A 16,173-nucleotide genomic window follows, 5' to 3' on the forward strand; every position below is an offset into this window, starting at 1 on the left:
CTAGCATGGGGACATGCTGGAGTTCGTCGCGCTGGTGACCCTGACCGCGGTGCTCGTGTCGCTGATCGTGTTCGTGATCCGCGGCAGGCGGGGCTATCAACCGGCGAACCCGGAGGAGGGGACGCTCTACATCACCGGTGTGAGCCCGCGCCCCGATGCTCCCGGCGAGCAGTACGTGACCATCACCGGGAACCTGACCGGTCCTTCGGTCTCCGGCAAGGTCGTGTACGGCCGCTTCGTGTGGGACACGAGTTCGTGGCCGGAGACCGGCGATCTGCTCCCCGTCGTCTATCCGCCGGGCAAGCCCGATCGCTGGCAGATCGCGCGGTCCGGCTGAGCGTCCTCCGCGCGGCGACGCCACGCCGCACACGGGGCAGCGCGGTCGCGCGAGGTGGACGTGCGGCGGCCGTCCTTCTCGCCCTGACCGGGTATGACAGCGACGAAGCGGACTCACCGAGTCCGGAGTGCCGGGCATCGCGGAGTCGACGGGCAGGGTGCACCCGCGGTGCTCGTGGCGTACCACCTCGCAGGAGGACGGACGTGCCGTAGCCCACGTCATGGTCGATGGCATCATGCCGGGTATGGATGTGCGGGACGCGGGCGTCGTCGTCCGGGAGGCGCGGCCGGACGAGTACGACGCGGTCGGCGAGCTGACGGTGGAGGTCTACGTCGGCGAGGGCTTCGTGGAGGCGGGCAGCTGGTACGCGGGCGAGCTGGCCGGCGCCGCCCGCCGTGCCGGCTCGGCCCGGATCCTGGTCGCCACGCACGCGGGCCGGATCGTCGGTTCGCTCACGGTCGCACCGGCGGGCAATCCGTACGCGGAGATCGCGCTGCCTGGTGAATTGGAGTTCCGCATGCTCGCCGTCGCGAAGTCCGCGCGCGGGCTCGGTGCGGGAACGGCTCTGGTACGCACGGTGATCGATCAGGCTCGCGCGGAAGGCCGCGCCGCGGTCGCTCTCACCACCATGCCTGCCATGGTCGACGCCCGCCGGATATACGACCGCTTCGGCTTCCGTCCTGTGCCGAGCCGCAACTGGCGCACCAGCGCGGGGGAGCTGTTGCACGTGCTGCGGCTACCGCTCGACCCTTCCGGCGAATCCGTCTGAAGAATTACCGATTCCGGGCCGCGGAGGCGGCGTTGAGCGAAAGCGCTCGGCCGTGTCGGCAGCGGCCGCGCCCTCGGCGTGCTTCCGGCGGAACGATCCTGCCCGACTCGGCTGGGTGACATCCACCGCGCAGGGACCGGAACGAGGTAGGCGGCGAGAGTTCGCATCGGTGTGCGCTTGCGGCGCGAAACCCGCGGCGCCGCTGCGGAATCAGCCGAGGACGGTGGCGACGATCCCGGAGAGGTAGCCCAGCCGGGCCACCTCGGACGGCCGGAAGTCGGGGCCGCCCGGCCGGCCGAGCAGCAGCACCTTGCCGGTGTTGCCGAGCGGAGCGGCGGCCAGTTTGGTGTCCATGTCGCGCCAGATCTCCGGCACCCAGTCGGCTTCGGGATCGAGCACCGAGGGCTTCTCCAGCGGCATCCACGGCGCCGAACCCGCTTGCGTCTGCGGCGCACTCGGGCTGCCCACCACCCGGTAGGCGCCCTGCGGCCCGATGTCGATGATCGTGCTCCAGCCCACCCGCAGTACCCGCGGCACACCGTCCACCAGTACTTGCATCCGGTCGTCGCGAGCGCTGGCGACCTGATCGATGAGTTCGAGCTCACGGTGGGTGTCGAGCACGCCGGAGTACGGGCGGATCGAGTCCACGTGCACGTCGCCGATCGATTCGGCGGCGGTGATGAGGGTGTCGGGGAGCGCTCCGGAGGGCACCTCGACGACCAGATCGTCGACGGCGTAGCCGGCGCCGCGCTCGACCACATCCAGCGAGAGGATGTCGGCGCCGACGGAGCCGAGTGCGAGAGCGAGAGAGCCGAGGCTTCCCGGTCGATCCGGAAGTTGCACGCGGAGCAGATACGACACGTGCGTTCCTTTCTTAGAGCGGCCGAGGCTCTGAACGAATACCCGGGTCACGCAATACTTACACCCCTTACGGCCGGTTATCGAGTCGAAGACCCTCCAGTGACGCACGCCACTCGGCGAATTCGCGCCAAAGCGGCGTGTCGGGCTAGTCCGATCGGACGTGTCGCGGGCGGGAGGGGGTTGCCGGGTGTCGCCCGCGCCGCCGCGCCGACGAAGCGCGGGTGCCGGAGGGTGACCTGGTCGCCGGTGGCTAGGCTGTGTGGGTTGAGCACAGTCGATAGTTGATACCGAAGCCGAAAGGGGTCCCGCGGTGCCCGCCATCTCCCGCGACGAGGTCGCACACCTCGCCCGGCTGTCCCGGCTCGCGCTGTCCGATGCCGAACTGGATCAGTTCGCCGGACAGCTGGATTCGATCCTGAGCCACGTGCGGACCATCTCCGAGGTCACCGCCGCCGACGTCCCGGCCACGGCGTCGCCGAACCCGGCGACCAACGTGACCCGGCCCGACGAGGTGGTGCCCGGCCTGACCCCGCGCGAGGCGCTGTCCGGCGCGCCCGCGGTGGAAGAGCAGCGGTTCATGGTGCCGCAAATCCTGGGAGAGGGCGAATGAACGCAGCATCGCATCCCGACTCCATGGGTGGCGGCCGGGAGACGGGTGGGTCCGACCTGACCACGCTGTCCGCGGCCGAGCTGGCCGACAAGATCCACGGCCGCGAGCTGTCGTCGGTGGAGGTCACCCGAGCGCACCTGGACCGGATCGCCGAGGTCGACGGCGAGTACCACGCCTTCCTGCACGTCGCGGAGGAGCAGGCGCTCGAGGCCGCGGCCGCGGTGGACGCCGCGATCGGTTCGGGCGCCGCGCCCGCCTCGCCGCTGGCCGGAGTTCCCTTGGCGCTCAAGGACGTGTTCACCACCACGGACATGCCGACCACCTGTGCGTCGAAGATCCTCGAGGGCTGGGTCTCGCCCTACGACGCGACGGTCACCAGGCGGCTGCGCGAGGCGGGCATCCCGATCCTCGGCAAGACCAACATGGACGAGTTCGCCATGGGCTCCTCCACCGAGAACTCCGCCTACGGCCCGACCCGCAACCCATGGGACACCACCCGCATCCCCGGCGGTTCGGGCGGCGGCTCCGCGGCGGCGCTGGCCTCGAACCAGGCGCCGCTGGCCATCGGCACCGACACCGGCGGGTCGATCCGCCAGCCCGCGGCCGTCACCGCCACCGTCGGCACCAAGCCGACCTACGGCACGGTGTCGCGATTCGGCCTGGTCGCGTGCGCGTCGTCGCTGGACCAGGGCGGCCCGTGCGGCCGGACGGTGCTGGACACCGCGCTGCTGCACGAGGTGATCGCCGGATACGACCCGCGCGATTCCACCTCGCGCGACGTGCCGGTGCCGCCGGTGGTGGCCGCCGCCCGCGCCGGAGCGCAGGGCGATCTGCGCGGCGTCAAGGTCGGTGTGGTGAAAGAACTGCACTCCGACAGCTACCAGCCCGGCGTGCTCGCCTCCTTCGACGCCGCCGTCGCGGTGCTGAAGGATCTCGGCGCCGAGGTGGTCGAAGTGTCCTGCCCGCACTTCGAGTACGCACTGTCGTCCTACTACCTGGTGATGCCGTCGGAGGTGTCGTCCAATCTCGCGCGGTTCGACGCCATGCGCTACGGCCTGCGCGTCGCCGACGACGGGCAGCACAGCGCCGAGCAGGTCATGGCGGCCACGCGCGCGGCCGGGTTCGGCCCGGAGGTCAAGCGGCGCATCATGATCGGCACCTACGCGCTGTCGGCGGGCTACTACGACGCCTACTACGGCCAGGCGCTCAAGGTGCGCACCCTCATCGCCCGCGACTTCGACCAGGCCTACGAGCAGGTCGACGTGCTCGTCTCGCCGACCAGCCCGTTCACTCCGTGGAAGCTGGGCGAGAAGGTCGACGATCCGCTGGCCATGTACCTGTCGGACCTGTGCACGCTGCCGACCAACCTGGCGGGCCATCCCGCGATGTCGGTTCCCTCCGGTCTGAGCAAGGACGACGGCATGCCCGTCGGCCTCCAGATCATGGCGCCCGCCCTCGCCGACGACCGCCTCTACCGGGTGGGCGCGGCCTACGAGGCCGCCCGCGGCCCGATCGCCTGACGTTCTTCGCGGGAGCCGCTCGATCCCCGCACGGGTTGTGCGGTAACCGAGCGGCTCCGCGAGATCGCTATGCGGGCCAGATGAATTCGGGGTCTTCGGCGTAGTCGCGGCGGCGTTGATCCAATGCGAGCGTGACCATGTGATGTGCGCCGGGCCCGATGATCTTGCGTAGCGGGGGATTCGGCATGTCCACCAATGCGATCAGGCCTGCCGCGCCGACTTCGGGCGGAGCTTCGGTCCATTCGGATCCATCTTCCGGTGCGGATTCCGCTGTGGGAGATACCGGTTCGTTCGCCTCCGGCAGGTCCGCGCTGCCCTGGGACGGTGCCGGATAATCCGGCATGCCGAGGACGGCGGTGCGCAGCTGCGCGTAGGCGGGGATCGCCGAGGCGAACCGCATGCTCGACTTGGCCCACTCGGTGTCGAAGCCGCCCAGCTGTGCGAGCGTGACCCGGATGCCGAAAGGCCGCACTTCGTCGGCGAGCGCGGCGCTGAATCCCTCCAGGGCCCACTTGCTCGCGTTGTAGAGGCCGAACAGGGGCAGGCTGCCCACGGCGCCGACGGTGGAGATCTGCACGATGTGGCCGGAGCCCTGCGCCCGTAGGTGCGGCACGGCGGCTTGGGAAACCCAGAGGGCTCCGAAGAAATTGGTGTCCATCTGCTCGCGGATCTGCGCTTCGGTCAGTTCCTCGACGGCGCCGACCAGGCCGTAGCCCGCGTTGTTCACGATCACATCGATCGTGCCCATCGCCGCGAACGCTTCGCCCACGGTGGCCAGGACGCTCTCGCGGTCGCGAACGTCCAGGGGCAGCACGGTGAGGCGGGGGTCGGCGAGCTCCGCGAGGGAGTCCGTATTCCGCGCGGTCGCGACGACGCGATCGCCCTGCGCGAGAGCGGCCGTGGTGAATGCGCGGCCGAGTCCCCGGCTGGCGCCGGTGATGAACCAGGTTCTGGTCACGGGAGATCCTTTCGTCACGAGACGCTCCGTCTCGTTGGATACCGTGTCAAGGCGGGCCCCGCTTGTCAAGACGAGACGTTTCGTCTCGTTATCTGTTACCGTGGCGGCATGCCCGACACCCCCACTGCCGCGCGCCGCAGCGAGCGCGCCCGTGCGGCGATACTCGCCGCGACAGCCCAGCTGATCCGCGAGGTGTCCTACGCGAAGTTGAGCATCGAGGCGATCGCGGCCCGCGCGGGGGTCGGCAAGCAGACGATCTACCGCTGGTGGCCGTCGAAGGGTGCTGTCGTTTTCGACGCCATGCTCGAATCCGACTCGGGCCCAATGGGTCTCGCGCTATCCGACACCGGCGACATCGCCGCGGACCTGCGCCCGCTGCTGCGCGGTTCGGTCGTCGCGCTGACCGATCCCGGGTTCGAATCCTTCCTCCGCGCGATGTACATCGAGATCCAGCAGGATGCCGAATTGGCCGCCGCCTATCGCGATCGCCTGCTGTTGCCCCAGCGCGCCGCTGTGGCCGACCGGTTGGCCGCCGCCGTCGCCGCCGGGGACCTGCGCGCGGGCCTGGATCTCGAGCTTGCCGTCGATCTGCTGCTCGGTCCGACGCAGATGCGGTGGTCGTTGGGGCTCGGCGGGCTCACCGAGGCCTACGCCGACGCCGCGCTCGATGCGGCACTGGCCTATCTGCGCGGGTGAAGCCGCTCGGCGGGCCGCTCGTGAGTTCGCTTCGACGCCTTCCGGCCGATCGCGCTCAGGAGGCCCGCAGCGATTCGGCCTGCTTCTGGACGCCGTCGGTCATACCCTCGAAGCCGCGCCGCAGGTTCTTGCCGAGCAGTGCGACGACTACGGGATGCAGCCATCCGCCGATTTCGAAGTGCGACTCGTAGCGCGTGCGACCGTCCGGGAGTGCCGTCACTGTGTGCGAGCGCAGGCTGTGCAGCGCGCCGGGAGGCACCGGTTTCATCGAGTAGCTGAGTTCCCGGCCCGGCGTGTGCGAACGAATCCATTCCCGCTGCTTGCGCGGGCTCGACCCGGAGACCCGGACGAGCATGTCGATCGGCTCGCCGGGCACCAGTGAACTGCGGCACTCGGTGACGAAGGGATTCCACTCGCCGTAGCGGGGGAAGTCGGTGATCACCTGCCACACCAGTTCGGCGGGGGCGTCGATGTCGGCGGCGAGATCGATGACGAAGGCCATGCGGAAATTAGAACATGTTCTATGACGGTCCCGTGTGGGCGCCGCGCCGAACGGCTCAGCAGGAACCCATGGCGGTGCCCTGATCGGCGCCGTAGCGGTGGCCGTGGCCCGGCGGAGCGTGTAACGCGCCCAGCAGATCGGCGGTCGTCTGCGCGAAGCTGATCACCGGAAGCCACTGCGGAACCGGGGCGTCGACGCGGGCCCCGGTGAGGTCGGGCGCGCGCCACAGCTGCGCGAGCGACCAGTGGATCACCGGGTCGGAGCTGTTCGCCAGCACTGTCGCGCCGCCACGGTGGACGCGGTTGGCGGGAGGTCCCGCCCATAGCGCCGCGCAGGTCCGGCCGTCCTGCTCGGCGTCGGAGGAGAAGACGGCATCGCCGCCGAGGGCCCCCAGGCTCTGCCCGTACAGGTACAGCTTCGGCGGGTGTGCCAGTCCCTGGATATGGCGTTCCACGGCGGTGAACAGCGTGCGTGCGGCGGTGACGGCCGCGTCTCGGCCGAACACGAACGTCGCCCAGCTCGGGAGATAGGAGTACTGCAACCCGACCAGCGCCACGTCGCCGTCGAAGCGCTGATCGAACCCCGCCACGGCGTTCGCGTCGATCCAGCCCGAGCCGGTGGGTACCGTGACGACCAGGTGGGAGCGCGTGAAGCCGCCCGAGCGCTCCAACTCCCCGATCGCCAGCGCGACGCGAGTGTCCAGGTCGGGCGCCGAGGCCACCCCGATGTAGACCCGCACGGCTCGAACCGGCGGATCGCTGACGAACTTCCGCCCCTCGGCGCCCAGCGACGTCCAGCTCACCGCGGATTCGGCGCCACCGGACCCGGAGTACGAAACCGGGTGTATCAGAGCGGGATCCAGCTCGGCGTTGGCCCGCGCGTACACCGACTCCCGCCATCCGACCATCGCGGGTACGCCGACGAGATACAGCAGAACCGCGACGACGGCGGCCAGCGAGACGCCCCGCGCCCAACCCAGTTTCCGCGCCGCCCAGGCGATCGAGCGGGTGGCGCAGGCGAACAATCCGATGATCAACGCGGCGCCGAGCGCGCACCGCACCCAGTAGTCCGTGCCGATCGGCGGGGTGTTCATCGCGGCGCGAAGCCGGTTCTGCCAGTGCCCTGCGTTCGCCGTCGCGCCCACCACCAGCGCGGCCGTCGCGATCAGCAGCGGCAGTCGGGCCAACGCCTGGCGATCGTCGATGTCGAATCCGCAGCGCCGCAGGGTGATCCGCAATACACCCGCCACGCCGAGAGCGAGCGCCGCGAGGAGCCCCGTCAGTACGGCTTGCGCGCTCGGCGTGCGAGGAAGCAGTCCGGGTGCCAGCGAGGCCAGGACACCGGTCCCGATGCCGAGCGTCGTGCCGATCCGCGGCGGCGTGACCCGGCGGACCCCGGCGGCGAGCCATGTGCGGCGATTCGAGAACTCCAGGACGGACCAGGTCATGGCTGTACCGCGCCCGTGGCGTACGACAGGGCCGCCGCGGGTACGGGGCCTCGCCGCCGGTCGCGCAGCACGAGAACCGCCGTCAGCCCGGCGATTCCGGCGCCGAGCGCGCCCAGTACCTGCCAACTCGTCGTCGAATCCGCATCCGCCGCGCCGAGCAGGGGCTCGACTACGGGCGCGCCGTAGTCCTGCCTGCGCGAGTTCAGATCGACGGCGGTGTTCGCGATCGATGCCATCGCATCGCAGCGGGCGCGGGAGAACGAGTCGACTCGGGCGGCACAGGCCTGGTGCATCTGCCGGTCCAGCGTCGCGTCCAAGGCTTGCCGCGCCCACGGGCCCAGCGGTTCGCCGCGCCGGTCGGCATAGCGCAACAGGTCGTAGCCGAGGTCATGGGCCTTGCACGCGGTGTCGAATTCCGCGGGCAGCGTCACCGGGGAAGAGCAGTCGCCGCCCGGATTGACCAGCAGGCCGTCCATCGTGCTCGGCCGGTAACCGAACGACGTGACGAAATCCGCCGGGATCGCGGTGAGCGCGTCGGGGCCGCCCGCGGCCAGTTCGGCGACAGCGGCGCCGGCCTGCGCGCTCTCGATCGGCGCGGCCGCCGCGGCGGCGTGCGGAGCGGGGGCGAGAAACGCCGTCGCCGCCACGGTGGTCAACGCCGACGCGGTGAGCGCCGCGTAGCGTCGCGTCTGCGCGGTGACGGATGAAATTGCGGCGGAATGGATTCGGGCTCCTGCGGCCGATGCGGACCGGGTCTCGCGCCCGGCGCTGGTCGGTGTGCTCATGGCGACGACGTTAGGGAATCGCTTCCGGCGGCCGCCTCACGCCCGGGGACGTTTCCCGTGCCGTGCCGCCGGGGGAGCGGCCGCACGGTCTCCCACCGGGGTAGCGGGCCGGAAATCACCCGTGGGTATGAGGCCGCGGTGAACTGCGAGTTCCTAGTGTCGTAGGCATGAACGGAGAAAGTCGCGCCTGGACGCGACGGCTGGACGCGCGGACCTGGTTCGACCTCGGCACAGTACTGGTCGCGCTGATCTGGTACTCGGTGGCTTGGCCGACCCTGCACCTGACCCACGCCGTCCCCACCGCGGCGCAACCGTTCATCGCCGCGCTCGCCGCGTTCCCGGTGCTGCTGGTACGGATCAACCCGGCGCTGGGCTGGTCGATCTCGGCGGCCTCCGCGCTGGTGATCGCGCTGGCGATTCCGCATCAACCCAACAACGACCTGCCGTTCCAGGTCGTCCACGTGCTGTGCCTGCTGGTACTGCTGCTCGCGGTGGCGGTGCGCGCCCCGGGGCAGATCGCGGCGGTGACGTGGGCGGCGACGGCCCTGCTGTTCGCGACCACCATGCCCGGCGAAGGGGAGGCTTTCGCGAACGCCGCCTGGGGCTGGCCGATCGCGCTGGCCGCACTGGTGCTGTTCGGCCTGCTCATCCGCTGGCTGGCGCTGTCGCGGCGGCAGCTGGTGCGCCAGGAGGAGGCCAACGAGCTCGAGCGGGCCCGCCGGGCCATCCTGGAGGAGAAGGCTCGCATCGCCCGCGATCTGCACGACGTCGTGGCCCACCACATGTCCCTGGTGGTGGTGCAGGCGCAGACCGCGCCGTACCGGGTCGAGGGCGTCACCCCGGACGCGCGCGCCGAGTTCGAGTCCATCGGCGCCACGGCCCGGGAAGCGCTCAACGAGATCCGCGGCATGCTCGGTGTTCTGCGCAGCGACGGTCAGCTGCCGGAACACGCGCCCCAGCCCAAGGCGGCCGACGTGATCGCCCTGTTCGAGGGCGCGCGACGCGCGGGCGTCCACATCGAGTGGACCGTCGACGGCGCGCTGGAGGCGATCGCGGAGACCACCGGCCTCGCCCTCTATCGCGTCGTGCAGGAATCGCTGTCCAACGCTTCCCGGCACGCCCCGGGCGCCCCGGTGCAGGTGCGCATCACCCACGGGGCGGAACTGCTGCTCGACGTCGAGAACGGGCCGGGAGCGACGCCCGCCCGGCCGGTCGGCAACGGCGGCCACGGCATCGCGGGCATGCAGGCGCGAGCCCTGGCAGTCGGCGGTGAGGTGACGGCGGCGCCGCGGGCGGACGGTGGTTTCACAGTCCACGCGCGCTTCCCGCTCACCGCGCCGGACGCCACTGCCGCCGCTGTCGATGTCGTCGTATCCGCGCACGGCGAATCAGGTCGCTGAGTGTCGATCTGCTGCCGCGCCGGGCGAAGTAGTCGTGTGCCCTCGCCTCGGCACACAGGAACGGGCTCGGCGGGCGGAGGCCCAAGGCAATTAGGGTGAGCGGGTGGCAATTACGGTGTTGATCGCCGACGACCAGGCGATGGTCCGGCAGGGGTTCGGGGCGTTGCTCGCGGCGCAGCCGGATATCAGTGTGGTGGGCGACGCGGCCGACGGGAAGGCCGCGGTGGCCGAGGCGAAGCGGCTGCGCCCGGATGTCGTGCTGATGGACGTGCGCATGCCGGAGATGAACGGGCTGGACGCCGCCCGCGCCATCCTGGCCGCGGGATTCGAGCCGCCGGTGCGCGTGCTGATGCTCACCACCTTCGACATCGACGACTACGTCTACGAGGCGCTCGGTCTCGGCGCCAGCGGGTTCCTGCTCAAGGACGCGCCCGCCGAGGAGCTGGTGCGCGCGGTGCGCGTGGTCGCCGACGGTCAGGCGTTGCTCGCGCCCACGGTCACCCGCAGGCTCATCGCCGACGTCACCCGCCGCCGCGGCGCGGCCCGCGCCAAGCCTGCGCCGCAACTGTCCGCGCTGACTCCCCGCGAGCGGGAAGTGCTGGAACTGATCGCGAAAGGCATGTCGAACTCCGAGATCGCCGAAGCCCTGTTCGTGGCCGAGCAGACCGTGAAGACCCATGTCTCCAAGGTCTTCTCGAAACTGAACCTGCGGGACCGGGCGCAAGCGGTGGTCCTGGCCTACGAGACCGGCCTGGTCACCCCGGGCTGAGCCGGATCACAGCGGCGGGCAGGACCCGCCGCGCAACTCGCCCAGATGACGACCGAGCATCCGCGCCATCCGGCTCAGGATGGTGGTGGAGTCGTCGAAGCTGCCGGAATCGGCCGTCGCCGCCATGGCAACGGCGATCATGCCGGACCGCACCGGGACCAGCCCGAACTGGCGGACGGTGTAGACGCCGGTCACGTCGTCGGGGCCCCAGCCGCCCTTGAAGGCCGTGCCCTCCAAGACGCCCAGCCCCCACGCCTGCTCGGGGGTGATCTCCGTCATCAGCTCGGTGACGTGGAACGCCTCGGGCAGGCAGGGCAGCCGGGAGGCGAAACGGGCCTGGTTGGCCAGCGTCCATTCGGTGCCGCCGAAGGAGTTGTAGTCCAGGGTGGTGCGTGGGCCCGCCACCCCGGTGGTGGCGTCGCCCGCCTCGTCGATCACGTCCTGGACCGCCTTGGCCGCTGCCAGCCCGTCACCGAGCGATTGCCACAGCGCCTCGGCGGCGTCGTTGTCCGACCAGGTGATGGCGGCCTCCACCTCCTGCCGGATCTCTTCTTGGGAGTCGTGCCGCAGCGCCGCGATCGCGAGCGGCACCTTGATGGTCGACCACGCGATGCCGCTGATCCAGTCGCCGTAGACGGTCATCCGGCCACCACCCACGGGCATGATCGCCATGCCGACCTGTCCGCCCAGCTGCGGCTGCAAGTGGGTGAAGTCGGCGGCCAGCGAGTCCGGCACCGACACCGCGAGGTTCGGCCGCCAGGCTCCCGCCGTGTCGACGACCACGGCGGGTGTCTCGGTGGCGGCCCGATCGACGGGGAACAGAGTGCACGAGGTCAGCGTGAGCAGCACCACCATCGCTCCGGCGCGTAGCGCCGCACGACACGTCGAAGCGGATCTCGTCGACCTCACCACCGAGTCCTCCCCACCACCGGTGACGCGGTCACACTGTAAATCGGCGGTGCAAAATAGCTCATCGGGCTCGTCCGGCCGGTGACCGGACGAGAGACATCGCCGCGGCGCGCGGCGGCGTCGACGGCGCGATGTCTCGACAATAGTTTTGCCGATCTTCCCGAAGAATTCGAAACTCCGTGGCCACGGCGTCACCCGGTAGGCTCCAGGATCGGTATGAAAGCGCCCGGACGTGCCGTCCGGCCGCCGCGGTCACCTGAAGGGGGCGTGTTGCTCAACAGCGGTGCGGTGTTCGCCGGGTTCACCATAGAGAGGCTGCTCGGCCAGGGCGGCATGGGATCGGTGTATCTCGCCAGACACCCCAGGCTGCCACGGCAGACCGCGCTCAAACTGCTCAACCGGGAGTTGTTCACCGACGCGGAGGTCCGGGCCCGGTTCGAGCGGGAGGCGGACCTGGCGGCGCAGCTGGACCATCCGAACATCGTCGCGGTGTACGACCGCGGCACCGAGGACGAACAGCTGTGGATCTCCATGCAGTACGTCGACGGGGTCGACGCGGCGACGGTGAACCCGCAGAGCCTGCCGCCGGAGCGGGCCGTGCAGATCATCGAGGGCGTCGCGTCCGCGCTGGATTACGCGCACGGGATGGGTGTGCTGCACCGTGACGTCAAGCCCGCGAACATCATGCTGGCGCGCGCGGTGGGCGGCCAGGGCGAGCGGGTCTTCCTCACCGATTTCGGCATCGCCCGGCTGCGCGAGGATTCCACCCACCTGACTCAGACCGGCATGTTCACCGCGACGCTCGCCTACGCCTCGCCCGAGCAGATGACCGGTGCGCACCTGGACCACCGCTCCGATCAGTACTCGCTGGCCTGCGCGCTGTATTGGTTGCTGACCGGCATCGCCCCGTTCGACGCTCCCGCCCCGGCCGACATCATTCGCGGACACCTCCAGTTGCCGCCGCCCTCCGTCGCGGCACGGCGCGCCGGTCTGTCACCCGCGCTCGACGCGGTGATCGCGAGGGCCATGGCGAAGCGGCCCGACGACCGATTCGCCTCCTGCGTCGAATTCGCCTCCGCCGCACGGCGCGCGCTCACCGAACCCGCTCCGACGGTGGTGGCCGCGCAGTACCAGCCGCAACCCGCGCCCACCGTCCTAGCGCAACCGGCGTACCCCGGGCCGGAGGCGAGTCCGCCGACCTACGTCCCCACGGCCTCCTCCCCGAGCTACACCGCGCCGCCGCAGTACCACCCGAATCCGACCGGCGGACAGCAGTTCCCGGCGTCCAACGGCTATGCCGCGGCAGCTCCGCAGCCGAGTTATCCCGTGGCGCCGCCACATTCCGCCCCGCCACCGATCGGTTACCCGTCGCACCAGCCGCCCGGTTATCCGTCGCAAGGGCGCTCCAACACCGGCCTGATCGTGACGATCGTTGTGGTGATCGTGGCGCTGTTGGTCGGGGCCGGCATCATCGTCGCGAAGGTGGGATTCTCGGATTCCGCCTCGCCGCTGGACCTCGGCACCAAGACGCCAGCGGGCCCCTCCGACGCGGACAAGCTCGCCAAGGCGTTTCCCGAGCTGCTACCCCAGGGTGTCGACACGAAATACGACATCGGCTCCGGCCCGGGGTATGGCGGTAAGACCTGTTTCCTCGGCACCGCCAAACCGGGCGGCAAGGTGTCCAGTGCCAACGGCGTACCCGACTTCCCGAACTGGGCGAGGGCCTGGAACTGCTGGGGCACGCCGATCGCCGACCCCGATTACGTCCTCATCGGCTTCAAGTCGCCGCAGGACGCTCAGGCCGCGGTGCGGGACCTGCCGTCGAACACGGCGGCGACCGAACGCAACGGCGGCAAGTCCTATTCGACCTACCGCTGGCAGGAGAAGACCAGCGGGTTTCCGGACGGCTACCTCGTCGTCGACTTCGACGACGATCCGGCCCGGTCGAGCTACCTGCTGTTCGCCACGGTGACCCTCACCGACAGCAACCCGGGCTCCGGCTTCGGCATCACCGCGGCGAAGTTCAAGACGTGGTTCGCCGACCTGCCGCTGTGAACGCTCAGTCGACCGCGAGCGCCTCCACGATGGGCAGCCGGGCCGCGCGCAACGCGGGCGGGATCGACCCGAGCAGCGCCAGCGCCAGCGCGATCATGCCGTAGACCAGCAGCATCGGGCTCGGCCGGTAGGCGACGTCGATGGTCAGGGCGTGCCCGATGGCGACCGTGCCCAGGAACTGCACCGCCGCGCCGAGCGCCAGACCCAGCACCGCGCCGACGATCCCGATCCCGGCGGCCTCGGCCAGCACCGAACGCATCAGGAATTTGCGCCCGGTGCCCATGGCGCGCAACACGCCGAGTTCCCTGCGGCGCTCCAGCACCGAGAGCATCAACGTGTTGAGCAATGCCACCGTGGCCACGAGCACCACGATCCACAGGATGGCGTTGCTCATCGCCATGCCCTGCTCGATGCTCGACGACGCGGCAACCACGGTGTCCGCGCCGGTGTCCACGTTCAGCTCCGGCGGCACCACCTGCCGGATCGCCGCGAGCACCGCCGCGCGATCGGCGCCGGGCGCGATGTCGGCGGCGATCACCGTCTCGCCGGGCCGCTCGTACCAGGTGCGTAGCAGGTTCAGGTCCATCATCACCACGCCCGCGATGGCGGAGAAATACGGGATCACCTGCAGCACCCGCACCGTGTGCGGGCCGGTGGGCGTCGGGAGGGTGAGTTCCGCGCCCACACCGACGTCCAGCGAGCGCGCCACGTCACGGGAGATCGCGACGCCCTCTCCGGCCGACAGCCGGGCGACCGAATCGTCGGTGAGCATGCGCATCCGGGTCTCGCGCGCATCCGGCGGAAAACCTTGCAGCATCACGCGAGTTCCGCCGAGGGTGGCGAAGGCCATCTGGGCCGGGCTGAGGTGCGCGACGCCGGGCACCTCAGCGAGCTTGTCCCGCAGATCCGCGGGCAGCAGCGGCCCGGTGGGGAACTGCGCCATCGAGGCGGGGCTGATATAGACGTCGTTGCGCGCCAGATCCGTGAAAGTGACCGTGGCCGAGTCGATCATGTTGCTCGATGCGCCGCTCATGCCGACGGTGGCCCCGACGCCGATCATCACCGTCATCGCCGTGGCCCATACCCGCCGCGGCGCGCGTTCCAGGGTGGTCGCGCCCAGTGCGCCGGGAGCGCGGAACCAGCGCGCGATTCCCGCGGCGGCCCGCACGATCGGGCCGGTGGCGGCGAAACAGAGCAGGATCGCGGCGATGAACGAGATCGAGATGGCGGTGAGCGAATAGCGGCCGAGATCGCTGCTCGCGATCAGCACCGCGGCCCCGGCCAGGCCGCCGCCTGCCACGACGGCCAGCCAGCGCAGCAGTGGGCTCGCCGTATCGGTCCGCCCGGCCCCGACCGGTGCCAGCGCCTCGATGGGCTGGACCTTGTACACCTGCCGCGCGGCCAGCGACGCCGCGAGCACACTGGTGAACACACAGGCCACGACGGCGAACGGAATCACATACCAGGGCACCGAGTATTCGGTACGCGCCTCCACCGACTGCACGATCGCGGTGGGCAGCGTGCCGATCGCGACGCTGCCCATGAACACGCCCAACGCCGCGCCGACCGCGCCGCCCAGCACGCCGAGCAGCGCGGCCTCGGCCAGCAGATCGCGCACCATCGGTCCGCGTTTGCCGCCGATCGCGCGCAACAGCGAGAGCATCGGTCTGCGCTGGGCGATCGCCATGCTCATCGCGTTGTAGATGAGGAACGCCGAGACGATCAGCGCGGCGGCCGACGCCATGGTGGTGGAGTAGCGGACCATTTGAATCGCCCCGCCCGCCTGCGCGGTGCGCAGACTCGGCTCGGCCACCACCGCGCGGCCGTCCACCGCCTCGGTGAGCGCCGCGCGCACCTGCGCGAGGTCGGCCCCCTCGGCGGGAATGATCTGCACGGAATCCAGCCGTCCCGCGCGATCGGTGACCTTCTGCGCGAGCCCGAGCGGAGCGGCGATGAGGTGACCGCCGTTGAGCTTGTCGGAAGTCTTCTCATCGAGGACGCCCGCGACGGTGACCGTCGTACCGCCCAGCGTGAACTGCTCGCCCTCGGCGCGGCCCACTCCCGTGCCCACCAGGACCCCGTTGGGCACCGAGAGCAGCTTTCCCGTGAAAGCGCTCATCGGCGTGGTCAATTCGCTGCCCAGCGCGCCGATATTCGAATCGGCGCCGATCAGCAGCGCGCGGTCGGCGCCGGTGCCGATCTGCGTCCGCAGCATCGGCACCGCCACCGCGACGCCGGGTGTGGTCGCGATCCGGCGCAGCAGTTGCTGGTCGAAGCCCGCGTCGGTGATACCGCTGACCTCCAGCTGCGCCTTGCCGCCCAGGCCGCGGGTCAGCTTGTCCACCGAACCGGTGACCGAGCCGGAGATGCTCAGCACCGCGACCAGCAGCGACGCCGAGACGCCCATCACGATCAGCGACATCAGGGTGCGGCCGCGATGGGCGAGCAGTTCGCCGATATTGAACAGCCGCAGACGATCCCACGCCGCGCCGATCACGCGGTGACCTCCCTCGCCTGAGCGGGGTCCTTCGTGGTCACGCTTCGCTGCCGTCTGC

At 70.5% G+C, this 16,173-nt stretch carries 15 protein-coding genes; 8 read left to right on the forward strand and 7 right to left on the reverse strand.

All coding sequences use genetic code 11. The annotated features are described in order from the left end of the window. Positions 1–13: 13 nt before the first annotated feature. Positions 14–337, forward strand: a complete 324-nt coding sequence (locus ACGF7Y_RS01580; protein WP_393228214.1) for a hypothetical protein — start codon at positions 14–16, stop codon at positions 335–337. 235 nt (positions 338–572) lie between these two features. Next, entirely contained in the window at positions 573–1,106 is a 534-nt protein-coding gene (locus tag ACGF7Y_RS01585) for a GNAT family N-acetyltransferase (RefSeq protein WP_393228216.1), read from the forward strand. A 210-nt stretch (positions 1,107–1,316) separates the two neighbouring features. Here ACGF7Y_RS01585 and ACGF7Y_RS01590 read toward each other — a convergent pair whose 3' ends face one another. Further along, the gene (locus ACGF7Y_RS01590) at positions 1,317–1,967 is read right to left on the reverse strand and encodes a hypothetical protein (RefSeq protein WP_062977055.1); all 651 of its coding nucleotides are present in this window, start codon (positions 1,965–1,967) and stop codon (positions 1,317–1,319) included. Positions 1,968–2,277: 310 nt separating this feature from the next. Between ACGF7Y_RS01590 and gatC the strand changes: the two genes are divergently transcribed. Next, positions 2,278–2,577 carry an Asp-tRNA(Asn)/Glu-tRNA(Gln) amidotransferase subunit GatC gene (gatC, locus tag ACGF7Y_RS01595; RefSeq protein ID WP_040868555.1) on the forward strand — a complete coding sequence of 100 codons (300 nt, stop codon included), beginning with the start codon at positions 2,278–2,280 and terminating at the stop codon, positions 2,575–2,577. Continuing rightward, the gene (gene gatA / locus ACGF7Y_RS01600; RefSeq protein WP_393228218.1) at positions 2,574–4,097 is read left to right on the forward strand and encodes an Asp-tRNA(Asn)/Glu-tRNA(Gln) amidotransferase subunit GatA; all 1,524 of its coding nucleotides are present in this window, start codon (positions 2,574–2,576) and stop codon (positions 4,095–4,097) included. Before gatC ends, gatA begins: the two co-directional genes overlap by 4 nt. A 67-nt stretch (positions 4,098–4,164) precedes the next feature. Here gatA and ACGF7Y_RS01605 read toward each other — a convergent pair whose 3' ends face one another. Then, on the reverse strand, positions 4,165–5,055 hold the full coding sequence (locus ACGF7Y_RS01605; protein WP_393228220.1) for an SDR family NAD(P)-dependent oxidoreductase: 891 nt from the start codon (positions 5,053–5,055) through the stop codon (positions 4,165–4,167). A 108-nt stretch (positions 5,056–5,163) separates the two neighbouring features. Here ACGF7Y_RS01605 and ACGF7Y_RS01610 point away from each other — a divergent pair, with 108 nt between their 5' ends. Beyond that, positions 5,164–5,751: a TetR/AcrR family transcriptional regulator gene (locus ACGF7Y_RS01610; RefSeq protein ID WP_393228222.1), complete on the forward strand. Its 588-nt coding sequence runs from the start codon at positions 5,164–5,166 to the stop codon at positions 5,749–5,751. A 55-nt stretch (positions 5,752–5,806) separates the two neighbouring features. On the opposite strand, the gene ACGF7Y_RS01615 is transcribed toward ACGF7Y_RS01610, so the two are convergent. From ACGF7Y_RS01615 to ACGF7Y_RS01625, 3 genes are read right to left on the reverse strand one after another with little or no spacing between them, the layout of a single operon-like run. Next, positions 5,807–6,253, reverse strand: a complete 447-nt coding sequence (locus ACGF7Y_RS01615) for an SRPBCC family protein (RefSeq protein WP_393228224.1) — start codon at positions 6,251–6,253, stop codon at positions 5,807–5,809. A 55-nt stretch (positions 6,254–6,308) separates the two neighbouring features. Continuing rightward, positions 6,309–7,700 (reverse strand): alpha/beta-hydrolase family protein, encoded by a 1,392-nt coding sequence (locus tag ACGF7Y_RS01620; RefSeq protein ID WP_393228226.1) that lies wholly within the window; start codon positions 7,698–7,700, stop codon positions 6,309–6,311. Further along, positions 7,697–8,485 (reverse strand): hypothetical protein, encoded by a 789-nt coding sequence (locus ACGF7Y_RS01625; RefSeq protein ID WP_393228228.1) that lies wholly within the window; start codon positions 8,483–8,485, stop codon positions 7,697–7,699. Before ACGF7Y_RS01625 ends, ACGF7Y_RS01620 begins: the two co-directional genes overlap by 4 nt. A gap of 167 nt (positions 8,486–8,652) precedes the next feature. On the opposite strand from ACGF7Y_RS01625, the gene ACGF7Y_RS01630 reads away from it, so the two are divergent. Then, positions 8,653–9,885 (forward strand): sensor histidine kinase, encoded by a 1,233-nt coding sequence (locus tag ACGF7Y_RS01630; RefSeq protein ID WP_393228230.1) that lies wholly within the window; start codon positions 8,653–8,655, stop codon positions 9,883–9,885. 103 nt (positions 9,886–9,988) lie between these two features. After that, positions 9,989–10,654, forward strand: a complete 666-nt coding sequence (locus ACGF7Y_RS01635) for a response regulator (protein WP_393228232.1) — start codon at positions 9,989–9,991, stop codon at positions 10,652–10,654. A 6-nt stretch (positions 10,655–10,660) separates the two neighbouring features. On the opposite strand, the gene ACGF7Y_RS01640 is transcribed toward ACGF7Y_RS01635, so the two are convergent. Beyond that, a complete protein-coding gene (locus tag ACGF7Y_RS01640; protein WP_393228234.1) occupies positions 10,661–11,563 on the reverse strand; it encodes a hypothetical protein in 903 nt (300 codons plus the stop codon). Positions 11,564–11,830: 267 nt separating this feature from the next. On the opposite strand from ACGF7Y_RS01640, the gene ACGF7Y_RS01645 reads away from it, so the two are divergent. Beyond that, on the forward strand, positions 11,831–13,618 hold the full coding sequence (locus ACGF7Y_RS01645; protein WP_393228236.1) for a protein kinase: 1,788 nt from the start codon (positions 11,831–11,833) through the stop codon (positions 13,616–13,618). A gap of 4 nt (positions 13,619–13,622) precedes the next feature. Here the strand turns inward: ACGF7Y_RS01645 and ACGF7Y_RS01650 are convergent, their stop codons facing one another. Beyond that, a complete protein-coding gene (locus ACGF7Y_RS01650) occupies positions 13,623–16,115 on the reverse strand; it encodes an FtsX-like permease family protein (protein WP_393228238.1) in 2,493 nt (830 codons plus the stop codon). Positions 16,116–16,173: the final 58 nt, after the last annotated feature.

This window comes from Nocardia sp. NPDC047654 (assembly GCF_043205035.1).
GTDB lineage: Bacteria > Actinomycetota > Actinomycetes > Mycobacteriales > Mycobacteriaceae > Nocardia.